Source organism: Pararhodobacter sp. (genome assembly GCF_034676545.1).
Classification (GTDB): Bacteria; Pseudomonadota; Alphaproteobacteria; order Rhodobacterales; family Rhodobacteraceae; genus Pararhodobacter.
In genome coordinates this window covers 2,184,952-2,203,746 of the sequence record NZ_JAUCBZ010000015.1, presented here as the reverse complement: position 1 = coordinate 2,203,746, position 18,795 = coordinate 2,184,952, and the positions used below count along the sequence as shown (strand labels likewise).

The window sequence follows — 18,795 nt, the reverse complement described above, 5'->3', positions numbered from 1 at the left end:
GCCCTAACATTTTCACCTGAGGCCGGGAGTCAAGCGGAACCGACACTCCGCCACCATATTCGACCAGAAAAAGCCGACAACGGGTATTTCGGCCGTCTCTTGGACCCGCAACCCTGACGTTATGGGCAGACCCCGCCTATCGACAGATAGTTGCCGTAAACCCATCCGGTCGGCACGGCAGGACCCCAATACGGATTCGTGCAGAGCCCCGACATGCAGCGTACATAATACCAGCGCCCGGAGCGCTGCCAGACCGAGATCTCATCGCCGGCATAAAGCTCGCCAATCTGTTGATACCCAGACCCAGGGCCGCTGCGAACCGCGAGAAAGCCGCGACCCGCAGCATGGTTATACTGTGAAATCGGCCGCACGCCGACAACATTTCCCGTGCAATCCCCGGCATTTACCGGTGTGGCAAGCACGGCTGCGGCGATAAGAGACATGAAAATGGTCTTCATAGGACACTCCCTGTTTACAAGCCCTCCCATCGTATCAAAAAGCGCCTTTTCGCGCGTTGACCGCCATCATATCGCGTTTGGAGAATATATGCTGTGGGGCATCGTCGTAAACACTTCATCAACCAAACCCGGCCTAGGATTGCGAGGACCTCAGGAACGGATGCGATGAAGAATTCTCGCTTGATACTGGTTTTGCTCGCCATGGTTTTGGCGTCACCGGCGCTGGCACGACCGGAACTGTGTGAAGCGGCCGCAACACGCGCCGCCCGCGAAACGGGCGTGCCCGTGGATGTGCTTCTGGCGATTGCCTTGACCGAAACGGGGCGGCCACAAAACGGGCGGCTGCGGCCCTGGCCCTGGGCCGCAAACACCGAGGGCCGAGGCCACTGGTTCGCAGATCGTCATGCGGCAGAGGCGTTCTTGCGGCAAACCCTCGCGCGGGGCCAGACCAGCATTGATCTGGGGTGTTTTCAGATCAATGTCCGCTGGCATGGGAATCAATTCAACAGCGCCGAGGCAATTTTGGAACCGATTACCGCCGCGCGCTATGCCGCCCGGCATCTGGCTGCGTTGCACGATGAATTCGGCTCATGGGAAGCGGCGGCGGGCGCCTATCATTCACGCACGCCCCAATACAACACCCGGTATCGCGCACGATTCCGCGAGATGCGCGCCAGTCTGGACCACGAACCCCTCCGTCACACGCCCGACCACCCTGCCCACGCCACCACAGTGCGCGCGTTTCCGTTGTTCGCCGGAACGGCCTCTGGTGCCTCTCTGGTTCCGGTCAACCTGCCCCGCGTGACCCCGTTGATTGCCTTGCGCCCATGAAATTCACCATTTCCCAGCTTTTCCAGCCGACAATCCTGCTGGCGCTCGCCCTGATGGCGATCATCGTGATGATGATCCTGCCGGTCCCCGCGTGGATGCTCGATATCGGCCTCGCGACCTCGTTCGCGCTCGCCATTCTGATGTTCACGCTGACCCTGTTCATCGAACGCCCGCTCGATTTCTCGATTTTTCCGACCGTGCTGCTGGCCTCGCTCATGCTGCGCTTGTCGCTCAATGTGTCCAGCACCCGCTTGATCATCGGTGAGGGGCACACCGGCCCACAAGCCGCCGGCTCGGTTATCCAGGGGTTTTCCAGCTTCATCATGGGCGGGAGCGTGTATCTGGGCGTTGTCATCTTTTGCGTCTTGCTGATCGTCAATTTCATCGTGATCACCAAAGGCGCTGGCCGCATGGCCGAGGTCGGCGCGAGATTCGCCCTCGACGCAATGCCGGGCAAGCAGCTGGCCATCGACAGCGATATGTCCGCCGGGGCCATTTCGCACGCCGAGGCCAAAGCCCGTCGCGAACGTGATCAAGCTGAAACAACCTTTTTCGGTTCGCTCGATGGTGCCTCAAAATTTGTCAAAGGCGATGCCGTTGCCGGCCTGTTGATCACGCTTCTCAACATCGTCGTCGGGTTGCTGATGGGCACGTTGGCGCATGGTATGCCAATCGGGGAAGCCTTTGAAACCTATGCAATCCTGACGGTCGGCGATGGGCTTGTCAGTCAAATTCCGGCGGTTGTCATCTCCATCGCCGCGGCGCTGTTGCTGGCACGCGGCGGCGCCACCGGGGCCACGGATACCGCCCTCTTTGCGCAACTCGGAAAACACCCGGCGGCCTTGTTGACCGTGGCGCTCCTGATGGTGATGTTTGCCTTGATCCCCGGCCTGCCATTCTTGCCCTTTGTCACCGGCGCAGGGCTTCTGGGTACGGCGGCATATTTCGCCCGTCGCCATCTGAACAAGCCGATCGTCGACGAGTCGCCCGCGCCAGAGGTCCGCAAGACATCGCTCGGGGATATCCTTGATCTGGACGAGATCCACGTCACCTTCTCGCCCGATCTGGTGCCCATGGTCCTCGACCCCGCGACCGGGCTTGATGCGCGGATCATGAACATGCGCAACCATGTCGCCCGACATTTCGGTCTCATCCTGCCGGAAATCCGCCTGACGGATGATTCCGCATTGAACCCGGGCGAGTATCAGATCTTGATCCAAGGCGTCGAACAAGGCCGCGACCGTTTGATGCCGGATCGACGCTTGGCGCTCCTGCCCGAAGAGGGCGCGGATGCCCCCGCCGGACTCGACGTGCGTGAACCGGTCTATGCCGCCCCGGCCCGGTGGATCGCGGCCAAAGACGAAGAGGCGGCGGCGCTTGGCGGGCTCACGGTTGTCGGCCCTGCCGAAGTCCTCGCGACGCATCTGTTGGAAGTCCTGAAAACCAATTTCGCCCGCCTGCTCAGCTTGCGTGGGCTGCGCCGGATGTTGGACGAAATGACCAACCTTTCCGATGAGCGTCGCTCCGAGGCCAATCGCCGCCTGATTGACGAATTGATCCCGGACAAAGTCCCTGTCGACACGCTCCTGGCGGTGCTTCGTCTGCTGCTGGATGAACGTGTCTCGGTCCGCAATCTGCCACTTATCCTTGAATCCATTGCGGAACTCCGGGTTCAGCACCTCTCGCCTGAAGCCGTTTGTGAGCATGTCCGCCAGCGGCTCGGGTTCCAGCTCGTCTCGGGGTTGAAGCGTCCCGATGGTTCCTTGCCCTTGGTGCAATTGGCGCCCGAGTGGGAAGAGGTTTTCACCCGCTACCAGATCGAGGGGGAACGCGGGGGCACCGACATCGCCCTGCCGCCGGATGCGTTCGGGCGCTTGGCGTCGATGTTGGCAGAAACATTTGCCGGATTGGCGGACAAAGGCACGCAAGCGGCCCTCGTGACATCGACGCGGCGCAGACGGTTCTTGCGGACCGTCATGGCCGCGCGCGATGTTTCCGCCCCGGTCCTTGCATTCGAGGAAATCGGCATGGAGGCACGCCCGGCCCTTGTTGGACAGGTTGCGGCGTGATCCCGGACGTGCTCAACGCGCTCGCGCAGGTGCTGGAGCAGGCGCAGGCCTGGTTTATCGCCGCGGGGCTTGTCTTTGCGCGCATCGGGGCCTTTTTCGCCCTGTTGCCCGTGTTTGGCGAACGGGTGGTCCCCGCCCGCGTGCGTCTGGTCGCCGCGCTGGCCATGACAAGCATCGTCGCCCCCGCCGTCAGCGCTTGGGTTCCCGCCGTGCCGGACACCCCGATCCGCGCCGCCTTGTTTCTGGGGGCCGAGACACTGGTCGGCCTGACGCTAGCCGCGGGGCTGCGCCTGATGGTGATGATCTTGCAAATGGCCGGCACCAAAGCCGCCCAGGCGACGTCGCTCTCGCAAGCCTTTGGCGGGGCTGGCATCGACCCGCAACCGGCATTCTCGCAAGTGTTGGTCATGGCCGGGCTGGCGATGATTGTCGTGATGGGGTTTCCCGAGCGCCTGGCCGCACTTCTGGTTCTGTCCTATGACATCTTCCCCTCCGGCAGTTGGCCCAACCCGGCAGCACTTGCCGAGTGGGGCACCGCCCGCGTTGCCCACGCTTTTGCGCTGGCCTTCGTTTTGGCCTCGCCGTTCGTGATCGGCTCTGCGCTCTACAATTTGGCCTTGGGCGCCATCAATCGGGCCATGCCGCAACTGATGGTCGCCTTCATTGGTGCGCCGGCTCTGACTCTGGGCGGTTTGGTTCTGATGCTGATCGCGGCACCGCTGATGATTGGCGTTTGGTATTCCGCCTTCACCGAGGTCATAACCGACCCAACGGCGCTGGTGCAGCCATGAGTGGCGACGACAGCGACGCCGAACGCCCCCACGAAGCCACCGAGCGCAAGCTCCAAGAGGCCCGGAAACGCGGTGAAATCCCGCGCACCGCCGATATCACAGCGGCAGCCGCGGCGATCGGCATCTTGTCACTTGCCTTGCTGCCGGGGGGCTGGGTGCCCACCCGAATTGGCGCCATCGGACAGGGCTTGCTGACTCGGCCAGAAGACTTTGCCACGGTCTTGCTGGGGGGCGGCACAGCCTTTGCCGGAACGCTGCTGGGGCAGATCGGGTTGGCCTTGGCGCCAGTCGCGGTCGTCCCCGGTGTCTTGGTGATTGCCGTGCTGTTTGCCGTGAAGGGACTTGTTTTTGCACCAGAAAAGCTCAGCCCAAAGCTTTCGAGAGTGTCTCCCTTGTCGAATGCCAAAAACAAATTCGGCCCCTCCGGACTGATGGAATTCGCCAAAAGCGCGACCAAATTGTGTATCTACGGCACAATCCTGTGGTTTTTCCTGTTGGCCCGAATGCCCGAATTGCTCGCGGGTCTGAGCCAAAGCCCCGGACCGTTGAGCGCCTTGATGATGCGCCTGATCGCGGAATTCATGGCGATTGTGGTGCTTGTCATGGTGCTGATCGGTGTGCTCGACTATCTTTGGCAGGTGTTCGACCACAAGCGCCGTCAACGGATGAGCCATCAGGAATTGCGTGAAGACCACAAGGCGGCCGAGGGTGATCCGCATGCCAAGCAACAACGTCGGCAGCGGGGCCACGATATCGCCACCAACAAAATGCTCAAGGATGTCCCCAAGGCGTCGGTGGTGGTGGTCAACCCGACCCATTACGCCGTTGCCCTGGCATGGGAGGCCAACAGCGCGGGTGCCCCGGTGTGTGTGGCCAAGGGCACTGATGAGATCGCCGCCCGGATCCGGGAAATTGCCAAGGAGTCCGGTGTGCCGATCCATTCCGACCCGCCGACCGCCCGGGCGCTTTTTGCCGCGACCCGCATAGGCGATGAGATTGCACCGGATCACTATCAAGCCGTTGCCGCCGCCATTCGGTTTGCCGAACACATGCGCGCCCTTGCCAGAAAGCGCCATTGATGGACCGCAGGAAAGTTCAAACACTCGCACGCTTGACCGCGCTCTCTGCGCTCAAGAAAGACGCCGAGCTGGCGCGGCTGGCCACCGTTGCACAAAGCCGCGCGCGCCTGCAAGCCGCTGTAAACGCATTGAAAAACACCGAGGAACCATTGGATTCCGTGGACGGTCAATCCGCCAACTTGGTCGCCTCCATGATCAGCGCTCGGCTTGCCCATCGCCGTTGGATCGAGGCGCAGCATCGCCGGTTGAACCAGCAATTGGCCTTGGTGACGGCAGATTATCTGCGCCAGAAACCAGCCGCCGCACGCGCCTTTGGGCGTGCGGCGGTTCTGGAACAATTGACGGAACACGCACAGCTTTCACATCGCCAGAACCAAGAGAAGCCACGCTAACCCCTTGAAGACGGTGGAGGTGAAGCATCCGTCATGCTTGCCGATCTCGAGGCCGCCGTTACGCTGGCATCCGGTTCTCGACGATCCCCGCCCACCAGCTACAGCCCGCCGGGATGGCGTTGTCGTCAAAATCATATTGTGGGTGGTGCACCATCGCCGTGTCGCCGTTGCCGACAAGGATATAGGCCCCCGGACGTTCCTCGAGCATGAAGGCAAAGTCTTCGCCGCCCATGATCAGCGGTGCTTCAGCGCACGCGCCCGAAACCTTGGTCGCCACCTCGGCAGCAAAGGCCGTTTGCTCGGGGCTGTTCACCATGACCGGATACCCCCTGTTATAGGTGACCTCGGCGCGCGCGCCAAAGGCGTCCGCAATCCCGGCCGAGAGCGCCTTGATCCGCACCTCGGCCATCGCGCGGGTCTCTGGATCCATGGTGCGCACGGTTCCCTTCAACTCAACATGTTGCGGGATCACGTTGAAGGCCTCGGATTCGGTGCGAAACGAGGTCACCGACACCACAAGATTCTTGACTGGATCATGGTTGCGGCTGGCAATGGTTTGCAATGCCGTCACCAGATGCGCCGCGATCACGGTTGTATCGACGGTCTCATGCGGCTTTGCGGCATGGCCACCCAGCCCCTCGACATGAATCTTGAATTGGTCCGTCGCCGCGAAAAACGCTCCTTCCCGGATCGCGAATTGGCCCAAGGGAATGCCGGGCATGTTGTGCATTCCATACACTTCCTGAATGCCCCAACGGTCCATCAATCCGTCGTCGCACATCACCTTGCCGCCGCCACCGCCCTCTTCGGCGGGCTGGAAAATCACCACCACAGTGCCGTCAAAATTGCGGGTCTCGGCCAGATATTTGGCCGCACCCAGCAACATCGCCGTGTGTCCATCGTGGCCGCAGGCATGCATCTTTCCTGGCGTTTTCGACGCGTGTTCGGCACCGGTCGCCTCGAAAATCGGCAGTGCGTCCATATCGGCGCGCAACCCGATCACCTTGCCCGATCCGGTCTTGTTCCCCTTGATCACCGCCACGACACCGGTACGGCCAATGCCCGGCACCACCTCGTCGCAGCCGAATTCCCGCAGCTTTTCCTCGACGATGCCGGCCGTCCGGTGAACATCAAACAGCAATTCGGGGTTTTCATGGAAATCGCGGCGCCAGGCGGTGATTTCGGGCAACATTTCGGCGAAACGGTTCTTGACGGCCATGGGGTTTCCTTTTCTCTCTGCCTCAAAGCGGCATGCGTTGCTCGGCGAGGGTTGCAAACCAGCTACAACCTGCCGGAATTGCCTCGTCGTTGAATTCGTATTTCGGATGGTGCAGCCCCGCCGAGGCACCATTGCCCAACAGGATGAAGGCACCGGGTCGCTCGGCCAGCATTTCCGCGAAATCCTCGCCGCCCATCGACGGCTCGATATCGGTTTTTACCGTCCCGGCGACGGTTTGCGCCGCCTGAATTGCAAAAGCGGTTTGATCCTCTGCGTTGATGGTCGGCAGGACGCCATCCTGATAGTCCAACTCGGCCACCGCGCCATAGGCCTGGGCGGTGGACGTGGCGATCTCGGCAATGCGCTGAACGATCAGCTTTTTGGTCGCAACATCCAAGGTCCGCACCGTGCCCGTCAGCAGAACGGAATCGGGGATCACGTTATGCGCCATGGTATCGGTGGCAAAGCCGCACACCGAAACGACCGCCGGGTTGAGCGCCGGCACGTTGCGCGATACCACCTGCTGCAGGGCCATGACCACCGCCGCGGCGGCCAAGGTCGTGTCGTTGACCTGATGCGGCATGGCCCCGTGACCGCCCTTGCCGCGCACCGTGATCTCGAAGAAATCCGCCGCCGCCAGCAGGGGGCCCGGTTTGATCGCGAAGTGCCCGGTTGGCAGGTCGGGCATATTGTGCAGGCCATAGATTTCCTGAATGCCCCACCGATCCATCAATCCGTCAGCGACCATTGCGCGCGCGCCGCCGCCGCCTTCTTCGGCGGGTTGAAACGCCAACACCACAGTGCCGTCGAAATTGCGCGTTTCCGCCAGATACTTGGCCGCGCCCAACAGGATCGAGGTGTGCCCGTCATGGCCGCACGCATGCATCTTGCCCGCACTGGTCGAAGCGTGCGGCAGGCCGGTGGCCTCGAGGATCGGCAGCGCGTCCATATCGGCGCGAAACCCGATCACCCGGCCTGACCCAGATTTGCGCCCCTTGATCACCGCAACAATGCCCGATTGACCGATGCCCTCGGTGATCTCATCGACACCGAACGCGCGCAGCAGGCTGGCGACCTTGGCAGTGGTGCGCGGCAGGTCAAAGCGCAATTCGGGGTGCGCGTGCAGATCCTGCCGCCACGCCGCGATTTCGGGTTGGAACTCTGCGATCCGGTTCTTGACGGGCATGGGTTACTCCAAGGGCATACGCCGTTCCGCCAGCGTGACAAACCAACTGCACCCGGCGGGAATGGCACCGTCGTCAAAGGTATAGGCCGGATGGTGACACATCGGCGTGTCACCGTTGCCCATGAAAATATAAGCACCGGGACGTGCCTCCAACATGAAGGCGAAATCCTCGGCGGGCATCACCGGTTTGACGTCACGGATCACCGAGCCCGCGACCTCCTCGGCGCAATCGGCGGCAAATCTGGTCTGCTCCGGATGGTTCACTGTCACCGGATAGCCGAGGCGATAGTCAACCTCGGCCACCGCACCATAGGCCATGGCGGTGGCGGGCACGAGCGCCTTGATCCGCTCCTCGGCCAGAAGGCGCAGATCGGGGTCAAGCGTGCGTACCGTGCCTTGCAGCTTGACCTCATGGGCAATCACGTTCGAGGCCACGCTGTCGGTGTGAAAGCTGCCGACCGTCACCACAACATTGCCCAACGGATCAATGTTGCGCGAGACAATGGATTGTAATGCCACAACTATCTGACTGGCGACCAAGGTGGTATCAATCGCTTGATGAGGCATTGCGGCGTGACCGCCTTTGCCCGTCACGGTGATCTCGAATTCATCCGCCGAGGCCAGCAGTGCACCCTCGCGGATCGCGAACTGGCCGACCGGAAAGCCAGGCATGTTGTGCAGGCCATAGATTTCCTGCACGCCCCAGCGATCCATCAACCCATCATCGACCATCGCCTTGCCGCCTGCGCCACCCTCCTCCGCGGGTTGGAAGGCCAGCACCACGGTGCCGTCAAAATTGCGGGTTTCGGCCAGGTATTTTGCCGCGCCCAACAGGATCGCGGTGTGGCCGTCGTGGCCGCAGGCGTGCATCTTGCCCGGCGTCCGCGAGGCATAGTCGACGCCTGATTTCTCGAGAATCGGCAAAGCATCCATATCGGCGCGAAAGCCGATCACCTTGCCCGACGTGCGCTTGCGACCATGGATCACACCAACCACGCCCGAAATGCCGATGCCGGGCACAACTTCGTCGCAGCCAAACGCCGTGAGTTTCTCTGCGACGATGCCACTGGTTCGGGGAAGGTCGTATAACAGCTCAGGGTTCTCATGCAGATCGTGCCGCCATGCGGTGATTTCCGGATGCATTTCGGCGAGGCGATTGCGAACGGGCATGTCAGTCTCCTTCAGTCATTCACATGTGAAGATGACGCGGAACAGACGCATGAGCAAGGCTTAGATTGGTCACGCGCAAGGACTGGCCGACTGCGTCCCAGCGTCGCAATCCGTCGCTCACCAGATCAAATGCATTTACATAAGCGCTTGGCCGTGAGACCATTTCCGCATCGGCACAAAAGATGCCGTTTTAACTCTTGAGGTAGAGCAGATGAAAAAAACTGGATCGGGGCGCCCCGTGCGCTCCATGAAGTCTATGGCCGCGCTGTTTGTGATCGCGTCGGGCATGGCGGCTCCGGCCCTCGCCAGTGGGCCCTCGACGTATCAATACGAAACCCCGCCCACCACATACGCCGCACTCCCCTCTTATGCGGCGCCCGACACCAACTGGTCCGGGGCCTATGTCGGCGTGTCGCTGGGCTATGCCTGCTGCGGTCGCGACCGCGTTCAACTGGCCCCGGCACCTCCGGGCGTGATCGGCAGCATGAGCGAACACGGCGCATTCATGGGCCTTCATGGTGGCTACGATTGGCAGCGCGGCAACCGGGTCATCGGCGTCGAAGGTTCTCTGAGCTTTGGCAATATCGGCGACGACTTGACCAATGCCACCGCCAGTTCCCGCGTCCGGATTTCTCCGGTCACGGAAATCCGCGCCCGCGCGGGTTGGGTCAATGGTGACGGCCTGATCTATGTCACCGGTGGTTTGGCCTTGGGCCGCGTGGCTTATGCGGCGGGTGACACGGCGGTTCCGTCCAACATCCAATCGACGTTTTACGCACCCGGCGTGTCGGTCGGCGTCGGTTACGAGCGGATGGTGAGCGCAAACTGGTCGCTGCGTGGTGAGTATGGCTACACGTTGTACCGCGCACGCGATCTGACGGACGGCACACAAACGACCCGGGCGACGCCTGACTATCATGCGATCCGCGTCGGCCTGAGCCAACGGTTCTGAGGCTCGCCGCAACACCGTGCCCGGCGAGACATCGCCGGGTGCCACAATCTGACTGCGGCCCTCAGCCGTCTGACAGATCCGCCAAGAGCCGCTCCATGAACGTCTGGCCAGCCGCAAATTGTTCGAGCGACACGAATTCATCCGGCTGGTGCGCCTGTGCAATGTCGCCGGGGCCGCAGACCACGACCGAATAGCCCCGCGTCTGAAACTGTCCGCCTTCGGTGCCGTAGCTGACCACATGCGTGCCATTGTCACCCGTCAGCCGGCGCGTCAGGGTTTCGGCCGGCCCGCCGTATTCAGGGGCCAAGGGGGGCACGCCAAAGGCAGGACTCATCTCGATCGAGGTTTCTGGCCGAATCGCCTGCATGTTTCTTTCAATGTCTCTGGCTGCGGCCAGCATCTTGTCGCCCCATCCGGTATCACCCGGTACGGCGCGCACCGACAGCAAAAACTCGCAATCCTTGGCGGTGATGTTATGCGCCGTTCCCCCCTTGATCATGCCGACATGCAGCGTTGAATACGGCGGATCAAACGGGGCCGCCAAGTCGCTGGGTGTGGCCCGCGCATTGGCATCATTTTGCTCATTGGCCCAATGGATGAGGCGCGCCGCTTCGTGAATCGCGCTGACGCCATAGGGGGCCAACGAGGAATGCACCTCGAACCCGTGTACATGCACCCGAAACCCAATTCCGCCCTTGTGCCCGGTGACGACCTTCATCATCGACGGTTCGCCCACGATCACGGATTCCGCGCGCGGCAACGCAGAGCCGATCAACCCCTCGACAAGGTCGGCGACCGCCATGCACCCCACCTCTTCATCGAACGACAGCGCCAATTGCAACGGACGCTTGAGGGGCGCGTCCTTGGCCGCGATCATGGCCCAGATCGCCAGGGCATCAAAGCCCTTCATGTCGCAGGTGCCACGGCCAAACAGCTTGCCGTCTTTCTCGGTCAGCGTCCAAGGATCGCTGGTCCATGCCTGCCCATCGACCGGAACCACATCGGTGTGGCCAGACAACACCACCCCGCCCGGCAGATCCGGCCCGACATGTGCAAAAAGATGCGCTTTTTCGCCACACGGTGACGCGATGCGGTGGCTTTCAATGCCATGCGACGACAGATACCCCTGCACCCAATCCACCAGAGGCAGATTTGTGTCGCGACTGACGGTCGGAAACGCAACCAGACGATCCAGAATCGCGCGTGCGTCGAGAATGGTCGCAACCATGATATTCTCCTGTGAAATACGGCTCTATCCTCGACGGTGCGACCGCCCGGCGTCAAGGCCGACAATGACAAAAACGCATGACAACTGGAACAAACGAGCAACTCAATAACCCCCATTCAAATGATGCACTATTGTGCAACATCTCTGGCGGATGAATTTCTTTTTCCCTTGCTAGGTGGCGTAGTAATTGCCTAGTCTCGAACCTAGGCATCCGATTCAACACAGAAATCGGAGCAGACTTACATGGGGAGATTCGCATGCCTGACGGGGCAGCGCCAATTCTTGAGGTCACGGATCTCAAAACGGTTTTTCACACTCGAGGTGGCGAAGTTCATGCGGTGAACTCTGTTAGCTTTGACCTTCGGCCGGGCGAATTGCTGGGTGTGGTTGGCGAGTCTGGGTCAGGCAAGTCTGTGACCATGATGTCCTTGTTGGGTTTGCTACCGTCGCCACCCGCCGAAGTGCGCAACGGGACCGTCATGATGAATGGCCGCAATCTGCTGACATTGGACGCCGAAAGCCTGCGTCACGTTCGCGGCAACGATATCGGCTTTGTGTTTCAGGATCCGATGACCTCGCTGAACCCTGTGTTCAATGTCGGTTTTCAGATCATGGAGCCCCTGCGCGCGCACCGGGGGATGAGCAAGGCCAAAGCCCGCGATCGCGCGGTGGAGCTGCTTGAACTCGTCGGCATCCCCGACGCTCGCCGCCGCCTCGACGACTATCCGCACCAGTTTTCGGGCGGTATGCGCCAGCGGGTGATGATTGCGATTGCGCTCGCCTGTGATCCGAAGGTGTTGATCGCCGATGAGCCGACCACCGCGCTGGATGTGACCATTCAGGCGCAAATTCTGGAATTGGTGAAAGAGCTGCGCCAAAAGCTGGGCATGGCGATTATCTGGATCACGCATGATCTTGGCGTTATTGCCGGGATCGCGGACCGGGTGATGGTGATGTATGGCGGCCAGATCGCCGAGCAAGGTCCGGTGCGCGAAGTTTTCGCCAATCCGGCCCACCCCTATACCCGCGCGCTGCTGCAAACGATGCCCAAACTTCACGGCGCGCGCGACGCGAAACTGCGTGTGATCGAAGGCCAGCCGCCAATCTTGAACCGCCAGCCCGTCGCGTGCCCGTTCAACGACCGCTGCCCGCACGCCTTCGCACGCTGTGCCGCCGAAAACCCGAAGCGCCGCTCATTGGGCGAGAACCACGACGTCGCCTGTCATTGGGATCACAAAGGGGCCGCCCTATGAGTGCGCAGCGCAAACTGGTCGAAGTTCGCGGCCTCAAACTCCACTTCCCGATCTATGGCGGCATTTTGCGCCGTCAAGTCAGCGCCGTGAAAGCCGTTGACGGCGTTTCGTTTGACATCTTCGAAGGTGAAACCCTTGGAATCGTAGGAGAGTCCGGTTGCGGCAAGTCCACCTGTGGCCGGGCGGTCTTGCGTCTGTACGAAGCCACCGCCGGTTCGATCACCATTGACGGCACCGACATCGCAAGCTTGTCACAGGAAGAGCTGCGCAAGCGACGCCCGATGATGCAGATGGTGTTCCAGGACCCGCAGGCCAGCCTCAACCCGCGGATGACCGTCGCAGGAATCATTGGCGAACCGCTGGACGAACATACAAATTGGCCCAAAGCCAAAAAGCTGGAGCGGATCTACGAGCTGATGGACAAGGTCGGCCTGAACCGCGACTTTGCCAACCGCTATCCGCATGCATTCTCGGGCGGCCAACGGCAGCGGATCGGGATCGCGCGGGCCTTGGCCCTGAACCCCAAGTTCATCGTGTGCGACGAGCCGATCGCGGCGCTGGACGTGTCGATTCAGGCGCAGGTCGTGAACCTGCTGGAGGAGCTTCAGGAGCAATTCGGCCTGACCTACATGTTCATCAGCCACGACCTGAGCATGATGCGCCACATCGCCGACCGTGTGGCGGTGATGTATCTGGGCGTGATCGTCGAGCTGGCGCCGGTGCACAAGCTTTATGATGCGCCATTGCATCCTTATACCGAAGCTCTGCTTTCGGCCGTGCCAGAACCAGATCCCTCTCTGGCCCGCAAAGAGCGTATCGTACTTCAGGGGGACGTCCCGTCGCCCTCGAACCCGCCGGTTGGCTGCAATTTTTGCACCCGGTGTCCCAAGGTCATGGACATCTGCAAGGTTGAAAAGCCGCCACTTCGCGAAATTGAGCCGGGTCATTTCTCGGCTTGTCACCTGCTCAATGACAGACCGACCATCGGCCAAACCGGTGGCGCGAAAACGACAAGCACTCAATCAAGAAACCAACAAGGAGAAGTTGCATGAATAGCAAAGTAGCCCTGCTCGGGGCCGCTGCTGCCTTTGTCATGATGCCGGTATCGGCGATGGCAGAGCGCGGGGAAAGCGGGCACCTGAATGTGATTTACTGGCAAGCGCCGTCGATCATGAACCCGTATCTGTCCGGTGGTACCAAAGACGTTGACGCCGCGAACATCGTGATCGAGCCTTTGGCACGCTATAATATCGAGGGCGAACTGACCGCTTGGCTGGCCGAAGAAATCCCGACAGTCGAAAACGGCGGCGTCGCCGAGGATCTGACCTCGATCACCTGGCGCCTGCGCGAAGGCCTGCTGTGGTCGGATGGCACCCCCGTCACCTCGACGGATGTGGCCTTTACCGCTGAATACTGCATGCACCCCGAGGGCGGTTGCGCACAATTGCGCCAGTTCGAGGGCGTGGAAAGCGTCGAGATCGTTGACGACCGGACCGTGACCGTGCACTTCGAAGGCCCGACACCCGTGCCTTACGGCCCCTTCGTGACCGGCTTCTCGCCGATCATTCAGGCCGCACAATTCGCGGATTGCCTTGGCGCGCGCGCGCCTGAGTGTACCGAAGCGAACTTCTACCCCATCGGCACCGGTGGCTTCCGCGTCACCGACTTCCGTCCGAATGACGTTGTGCAATTTGTTGCAAACGAGAATTATCGCGATCCGGAAATGCCCTATTTCGCCACGCTGACCCTCAAGGGTGGCGGCGACGCCGCTTCGGCGGGTCGCGCGGTCATGGAAACCGGCGAGATGGACTACGCCTGGAACCTGCAATTGGCCCCCGATGTCATCGCGACGATGGCGCAAGGTGGTCGCGGCGTTCCAATGGCGGCCTTTGGCACGCTGGTTGAGCGGATCGAAGTCAACCTGACCAACCCTTCGCCGGATCTGCCGCCCGAAACGCGCTCGACCCGCGCAGAGATGCACCCGATCCTCTCGGACATTCGCGTGCGTGAGGCGCTGAGCCGCGCTATTGACCGCGAGTTGCTGGTGGAAATCGGCTATGGTGTGGCCGGTCTGCCCGGTTGCAACCTGGTCCCAGCCCCACCGATGTTCGCCTCGGACACCAACAACGACTGCGTCACGCAGGATCTGGACCGCGCCCGCGCATTGCTGGACGAAGCCGGCTGGACGGTTGGCGGTGACGGCATCCGCGTTCGCGATGGCGTGCGTCTGGTTCTCGACTATCAGACCTCGACCAACGCGGTTCGTCAGGACTTCCAGGCCCTGATCCAGCAGTGGTGGCGTGAGATTGGCGTCGAAGCCAACCTGCGCAATATCAACGCGTCGGTCTTCTTCGGTGGTGACCCCGGTTCGCCCGACACGTTCCAGAAGTTCTACGCAGACGTTGAAATGTATGCGAACAACTTTGCGGGCACCGACCCGGCGACCTATCTGGGCCAATACCTGTGTGGCAACGAGCCGCGTCCGGAAACCCAGTGGCAGGGCGAGAACATCAACCGCTTCTGTGATCCCGCATATGATGCGCTGCACGCCGAACTTGGCCGCACCGCTGCGATCGAAGATCGTGCCCGGATTGCGCGTGAGTTGAACGACATGCTGGTCCGCAGCTACACGATCATCCCGCTGGTGAGCCGTGGTCGCGTTTCGGCCCGTTCGGTCACGCTTGAAGGTGCTGATCTGAACACCTGGGACAGCGAAACGTGGGCCATCGCCAGCTGGCGTCGCGCAAACTGATCCCTGCGACTTGGCCTGCCCCCCCTCCGGGGGCGGGCCTTTTCCCCCGCAATGGAACGCTGAACAAAGGCGCCCTTTCTTATGTTCAATTACACGCTGAGACGATTGCTGATGGCAATCCCGACGCTTTTGTTCATCGCTCTGGCCATTTTCCTGTTGCTGGAATTATCCCCCGGCGACCCGATGTCCGACATGCCACTGACCATCCCGCCTGAAGTGCGCGAACAGATGCGGATCGCGTTGGGTCTCGGTGAAGCGTGGTATGTGCGCTTCTACAAGTGGCTCTACATGTTCTCGATCGTGGAGCCGAGCCATGTGATCGCCAATATGACCGGCATCGAAAGCCTCGCCGCCGATGGGCCGCGGATCATCTCGTTTCAGACGCGCTCTCCGGTTGCCGACATCATCGCGCAGCGTATGCCACAAACCCTGTGGGTGGTTGGTCTGTCGTATGTCTTCGGCATTCTGATTGCCGTGCCGATCGGTGTGTATTCCGCCTATCGCCAGTATAGCTGGTTCGACCAAATGGGCGCCTTCGTGTCGATGGTCGGATTTTCCCTGCCGACCTTCTTCACCGGACCGCTGTTGATCTTGATCTTCTCGATCTGGCTGGGCTGGTTCCCGATCATCTATGACACAACCCTGGTGGTCGACAGTTTCCACAATTTTGGCCTGCAAATGCGGCAAATGGCGATGCCGGTGTTCGTGCTGACGCTTTACAACGCGGCGCAGATCAACCGTTTCATGCGCGCATCAATGCTGGACAACTTCACCCAGGACTATGTGCGCACCGCCCGCGCCAAAGGCATGACCGAGCGTGTCGTGGTGCTGGTCCATGTGCTGCGCAACTCGATGATCCCGGTCGTCACCGTGATCGCGCTGGGCATTCCGACCATCTTCACCGGCGCCATCATCACCGAGCAGATCTTCCGCGTGAACGGGCTGGGGCAATTGCTGATCATCGCGATCTATGCCTCGGATATCCCGATGGTTCTGACCCTCTCGATGGTGTTCGCCATTCTCATCGTTGGCTTCAACCTGATTGCCGACCTGCTTTATGCAATCCTTGACCCGAGGATCCGCTATGACTGATACCGTTGTCCTCCGCGCGCCCCGAAACCAATGGTGGGACGTCTGGGACCAATTCAAGACCCACAAAGGCGCCCTCATCGGAATGATCGTCTTTTTGGCCATTGTGCTCTTTTGTTTCGTCGGCCCTTATCTGTGGCCCTATAGCGCGACCTATATCGACATCCGGGCACGCAATCAGGGCTTCACCCTTGCCCACCCGTTCGGCACGGATCAATTGGGCCGCGATATCTTTGCGCGGATGATGAAGGGTGGGCAGGTATCGCTGGCGGTTGGCATCGTGGCGATGATCCTGTCGGTGTTTCTGGGCACGTTGATCGGGGTTCTGGCAGGGTATTTCCGGCGCATTGACGGCACCTTGATGCGGCTGACAGACCTGTTCCTCGCCCTGCCCCTGCTGCCGTTGCTTTTGGTGATGTCGATGCTGTTTCGCCAACCGCTGTCCACGGTCTTTGGCGTCGAGACGGGCATTTTCCTGCTGATTGTCACGGCGATTGCGTTGACCTCATGGATGCGCACCGCACGGGTTGTGCGGGGTGACGTTCTGGCGCTGAAAGAACGAGAGTATGTGTTAGCTGCGCGCTCCATCGGCACCCCGCCACGTCGCCTGATCCTGCGCCATATCCTGCCCAACGTATTGTCCCCGGTGATGGTGTCGGCGACCTTGATGCTGGCCGCCGCCATCATCACGGAAAGCGCGCTGTCGTTTCTTGGCATGGGCTTCCCGCCCGACTTTCCAACCTGGGGTCGTCTGGTTGCCGATGGCGTTGACTATCTTCAGCAATATCCGTCGCGGTCGATGTTGCCGGGTGTCTTTATCTCGCTGGTCGTGTTGAGCGTGAACTACATCGGCGACGGTCTGCGCGACGCCTTGGACCCACGCATTCGCGGACGGTGACACCCGCGTCTGCGCACGCAAAAAGGGGGGCATCTGCCCCCCTTTTATTTTGGTCACCATGCCGCGTGGCTCAGGCCTGTGTCGCGAGCCGTTCGATGAGGTCGCGAAACTGCGCGGCCTGATAGCCATATTGCGCGCCCGCCTTGATCAGGTCGTTGGTCGGCTGCCGCCCTGCCAGAGCCAGAGCCCAGACGATGGACGACCGGTTTCCGGACGCGCAATACGCCAGAATTTTTCCCGGCGTCGCATCAATCGCCGCGCGCTGCGCCTCGACCATCTCCATCGTCAAGGCATTGCCGACCACCGGATTGACGACAAACGCCATCCCGGCACCCTCGACCAGCGGCCTGAGGGCTTCGGCTGACAGTTCAGGCGGGTTTTCGCCATCCGGACGGTTGCAGATCACCATCTTGTATCCAGCAGCCGCGAGGGTCGGAATGTCTTCGGCGCGGATTTGCGGAGAGACATCGAAAGTGTCAGAGAGGGGACGAATATCCATGGTCGGGTCCTGCGATTGTGGTGGTGTCAGCTCAGAGCGGTGGCCATTGCGGTGAGGCGCGAACGGAAGGCCGGAGCCACGACCATACCCGCCAACATCGCCAACAGGAAGACCATCCCGCCGATGCCCCCCCAGGTGATCGACGCAATCGCCGGTCCCGGGCACAGGCCCACAAGTCCCCAGCCCGCGCCGAACATCAGCGAGCCCAGCACAAGGTTGCGGTCGATCTCGCTGCCCGTTTCTGCGGGCAGTTCATTGCCCAACACGGCCCGCGCGCGACGCGAGGCATAATTCCATGCAAACACCATTGGCAGGATCGCGCCACCCAGAACAAAGGCCAAGGTTGGGTCCCAGTCGCCAAAAATGTCCAGCCAGCCCTGCACTTTGCGGGTGTCGGTCATGCCGGACACCAGCAAACCGGCGCCGAACAACCCGCCCGAAAACAACGTTGTGAGAATGCGGATCATATCAAATCACCTCCAGCAGATGACGGAAGACAATGACGGCCACGCCGCCCGCCAGCAGATAAAACACCGTGGCTACAATGCCGCGCAAAGACAGCCGAGAGATCCCGCAAACGCCATGGCCCGAGGTACAACCATTCGCCAACCGTGTGCCAACCCCGACCAACAGCCCCGCGATCACAATCGCTACCAGGTTTCCGGTGATATTGGTCTGAACCGGCACATTATAGATTGGCTTGAGCAGCAGCGGCACCAAGGCCAACCCGGCGATAAACGCGACGCGCTCGCCCCATGTGGACCAGCCGGATCGGTCGACCAACCCGCCAATAATGCCCGAGGCCCCCATGACCCGCCCGTTGACCAGCAAGTGAAAGGACGCCGCGGCACCAATCATAAGGCCCCCGACGAGGCCCCAAATCCAATCAATTTCCATTCTTCCGATTTCCCGTTTCTGCGCTCGGCGTT

General features: G+C 61.1%; 19 protein-coding genes. 11 read left to right on the top strand and 8 right to left on the bottom strand.

What is annotated here, in order from left to right; all coding sequences use genetic code 11:
* Window positions 1-119: 119 nt before the first annotated feature.
* The gene (locus tag VDQ28_RS14380; protein WP_323036589.1) at window positions 120-458 is read right to left on the bottom strand and encodes an SH3 domain-containing protein; all 339 of its coding nucleotides are present in this window, start codon (window positions 456-458) and stop codon (window positions 120-122) included.
* A 165-nt stretch (window positions 459-623) separates the two neighbouring features.
* Here VDQ28_RS14380 and VDQ28_RS14375 point away from each other — a divergent pair, with 165 nt between their 5' ends.
* From VDQ28_RS14375 to VDQ28_RS14355, 5 genes are read left to right on the top strand one after another with little or no spacing between them, the layout of a single operon-like run.
* Window positions 624-1,289, top strand: coding sequence for a lytic transglycosylase domain-containing protein (locus tag VDQ28_RS14375; RefSeq protein WP_323036588.1), 666 nt, complete (start codon window positions 624-626; stop codon window positions 1,287-1,289).
* Complete coding sequence (flhA, locus tag VDQ28_RS14370) at window positions 1,286-3,358, top strand: flagellar biosynthesis protein FlhA (protein ID WP_323036587.1); 2,073 nt, start codon at window positions 1,286-1,288, stop codon at window positions 3,356-3,358. The genes VDQ28_RS14375 and flhA overlap by 4 nt, the downstream gene beginning before the upstream one ends.
* Entirely contained in the window at window positions 3,358-4,149 is a 792-nt protein-coding gene (locus VDQ28_RS14365; protein ID WP_416349432.1) for a flagellar biosynthetic protein FliR, read from the top strand. The genes flhA and VDQ28_RS14365 overlap by 1 nt, the downstream gene beginning before the upstream one ends.
* Window positions 4,146-5,228 (top strand): flagellar type III secretion system protein FlhB, encoded by a 1,083-nt coding sequence (locus tag VDQ28_RS14360; RefSeq protein ID WP_323036585.1) that lies wholly within the window; start codon window positions 4,146-4,148, stop codon window positions 5,226-5,228. Before VDQ28_RS14365 ends, VDQ28_RS14360 begins: the two co-directional genes overlap by 4 nt.
* The gene (locus tag VDQ28_RS14355) at window positions 5,228-5,620 is read left to right on the top strand and encodes a hypothetical protein (protein WP_323036584.1); all 393 of its coding nucleotides are present in this window, start codon (window positions 5,228-5,230) and stop codon (window positions 5,618-5,620) included. Before VDQ28_RS14360 ends, VDQ28_RS14355 begins: the two co-directional genes overlap by 1 nt.
* 58 nt (window positions 5,621-5,678) lie before the next feature.
* Here the strand turns inward: VDQ28_RS14355 and VDQ28_RS14350 are convergent, their stop codons facing one another.
* The 3 genes from VDQ28_RS14350 to VDQ28_RS14340 are packed head-to-tail and all read right to left on the bottom strand — an operon-like array spanning window position 5,679 to window position 9,195.
* Entirely contained in the window at window positions 5,679-6,839 is a 1,161-nt protein-coding gene (locus VDQ28_RS14350) for a M20 aminoacylase family protein (protein ID WP_323036583.1), read from the bottom strand.
* A 22-nt stretch (window positions 6,840-6,861) separates the two neighbouring features.
* A complete protein-coding gene (locus VDQ28_RS14345; protein ID WP_323036582.1) occupies window positions 6,862-8,025 on the bottom strand; it encodes a M20 aminoacylase family protein in 1,164 nt (387 codons plus the stop codon).
* Between the two features lie 3 nt (window positions 8,026-8,028).
* Window positions 8,029-9,195, bottom strand: coding sequence for a M20 aminoacylase family protein (locus VDQ28_RS14340; RefSeq protein WP_323036581.1), 1,167 nt, complete (start codon window positions 9,193-9,195; stop codon window positions 8,029-8,031).
* 211 nt (window positions 9,196-9,406) lie between these two features.
* Between VDQ28_RS14340 and VDQ28_RS14335 the strand changes: the two genes are divergently transcribed.
* A complete protein-coding gene (locus VDQ28_RS14335; RefSeq protein ID WP_323036580.1) occupies window positions 9,407-10,147 on the top strand; it encodes an outer membrane protein in 741 nt (246 codons plus the stop codon).
* Window positions 10,148-10,208: 61 nt separating this feature from the next.
* Here VDQ28_RS14335 and argE read toward each other — a convergent pair whose 3' ends face one another.
* Complete coding sequence (argE, locus tag VDQ28_RS14330) at window positions 10,209-11,375, bottom strand: acetylornithine deacetylase (protein ID WP_323036579.1); 1,167 nt, start codon at window positions 11,373-11,375, stop codon at window positions 10,209-10,211.
* A gap of 257 nt (window positions 11,376-11,632) precedes the next feature.
* Between argE and VDQ28_RS14325 the strand changes: the two genes are divergently transcribed.
* The 5 genes from VDQ28_RS14325 (at window position 11,633) to VDQ28_RS14305 (ending at window position 17,367) form a co-directional block, all read left to right on the top strand.
* Entirely contained in the window at window positions 11,633-12,628 is a 996-nt protein-coding gene (locus VDQ28_RS14325; protein ID WP_323036578.1) for an ABC transporter ATP-binding protein, read from the top strand.
* Window positions 12,625-13,680: an ABC transporter ATP-binding protein gene (locus VDQ28_RS14320; RefSeq protein WP_323036577.1), complete on the top strand. Its 1,056-nt coding sequence runs from the start codon at window positions 12,625-12,627 to the stop codon at window positions 13,678-13,680. The genes VDQ28_RS14325 and VDQ28_RS14320 overlap by 4 nt, the downstream gene beginning before the upstream one ends.
* On the top strand, window positions 13,677-15,380 hold the full coding sequence (locus VDQ28_RS14315) for a peptide ABC transporter substrate-binding protein (RefSeq protein ID WP_323036576.1): 1,704 nt from the start codon (window positions 13,677-13,679) through the stop codon (window positions 15,378-15,380). The genes VDQ28_RS14320 and VDQ28_RS14315 overlap by 4 nt, the downstream gene beginning before the upstream one ends.
* A gap of 81 nt (window positions 15,381-15,461) precedes the next feature.
* Window positions 15,462-16,472: an ABC transporter permease gene (locus VDQ28_RS14310; protein WP_323036575.1), complete on the top strand. Its 1,011-nt coding sequence runs from the start codon at window positions 15,462-15,464 to the stop codon at window positions 16,470-16,472.
* Window positions 16,465-17,367: an ABC transporter permease gene (locus tag VDQ28_RS14305; protein WP_323036574.1), complete on the top strand. Its 903-nt coding sequence runs from the start codon at window positions 16,465-16,467 to the stop codon at window positions 17,365-17,367. The genes VDQ28_RS14310 and VDQ28_RS14305 overlap by 8 nt, the downstream gene beginning before the upstream one ends.
* A gap of 70 nt (window positions 17,368-17,437) precedes the next feature.
* Here VDQ28_RS14305 and VDQ28_RS14300 read toward each other — a convergent pair whose 3' ends face one another.
* The 3 genes from VDQ28_RS14300 to VDQ28_RS14290 are packed head-to-tail and all read right to left on the bottom strand — an operon-like array spanning window position 17,438 to window position 18,763.
* The gene (locus VDQ28_RS14300) at window positions 17,438-17,866 is read right to left on the bottom strand and encodes a TIGR01244 family sulfur transferase (RefSeq protein ID WP_323036573.1); all 429 of its coding nucleotides are present in this window, start codon (window positions 17,864-17,866) and stop codon (window positions 17,438-17,440) included.
* A gap of 26 nt (window positions 17,867-17,892) precedes the next feature.
* Window positions 17,893-18,333 (bottom strand): DUF6691 family protein, encoded by a 441-nt coding sequence (locus VDQ28_RS14295; RefSeq protein WP_323036572.1) that lies wholly within the window; start codon window positions 18,331-18,333, stop codon window positions 17,893-17,895.
* A 1-nt stretch (window position 18,334) separates the two neighbouring features.
* Window positions 18,335-18,763: a YeeE/YedE family protein gene (locus tag VDQ28_RS14290; protein WP_323036571.1), complete on the bottom strand. Its 429-nt coding sequence runs from the start codon at window positions 18,761-18,763 to the stop codon at window positions 18,335-18,337.
* Window positions 18,764-18,795: the final 32 nt, after the last annotated feature.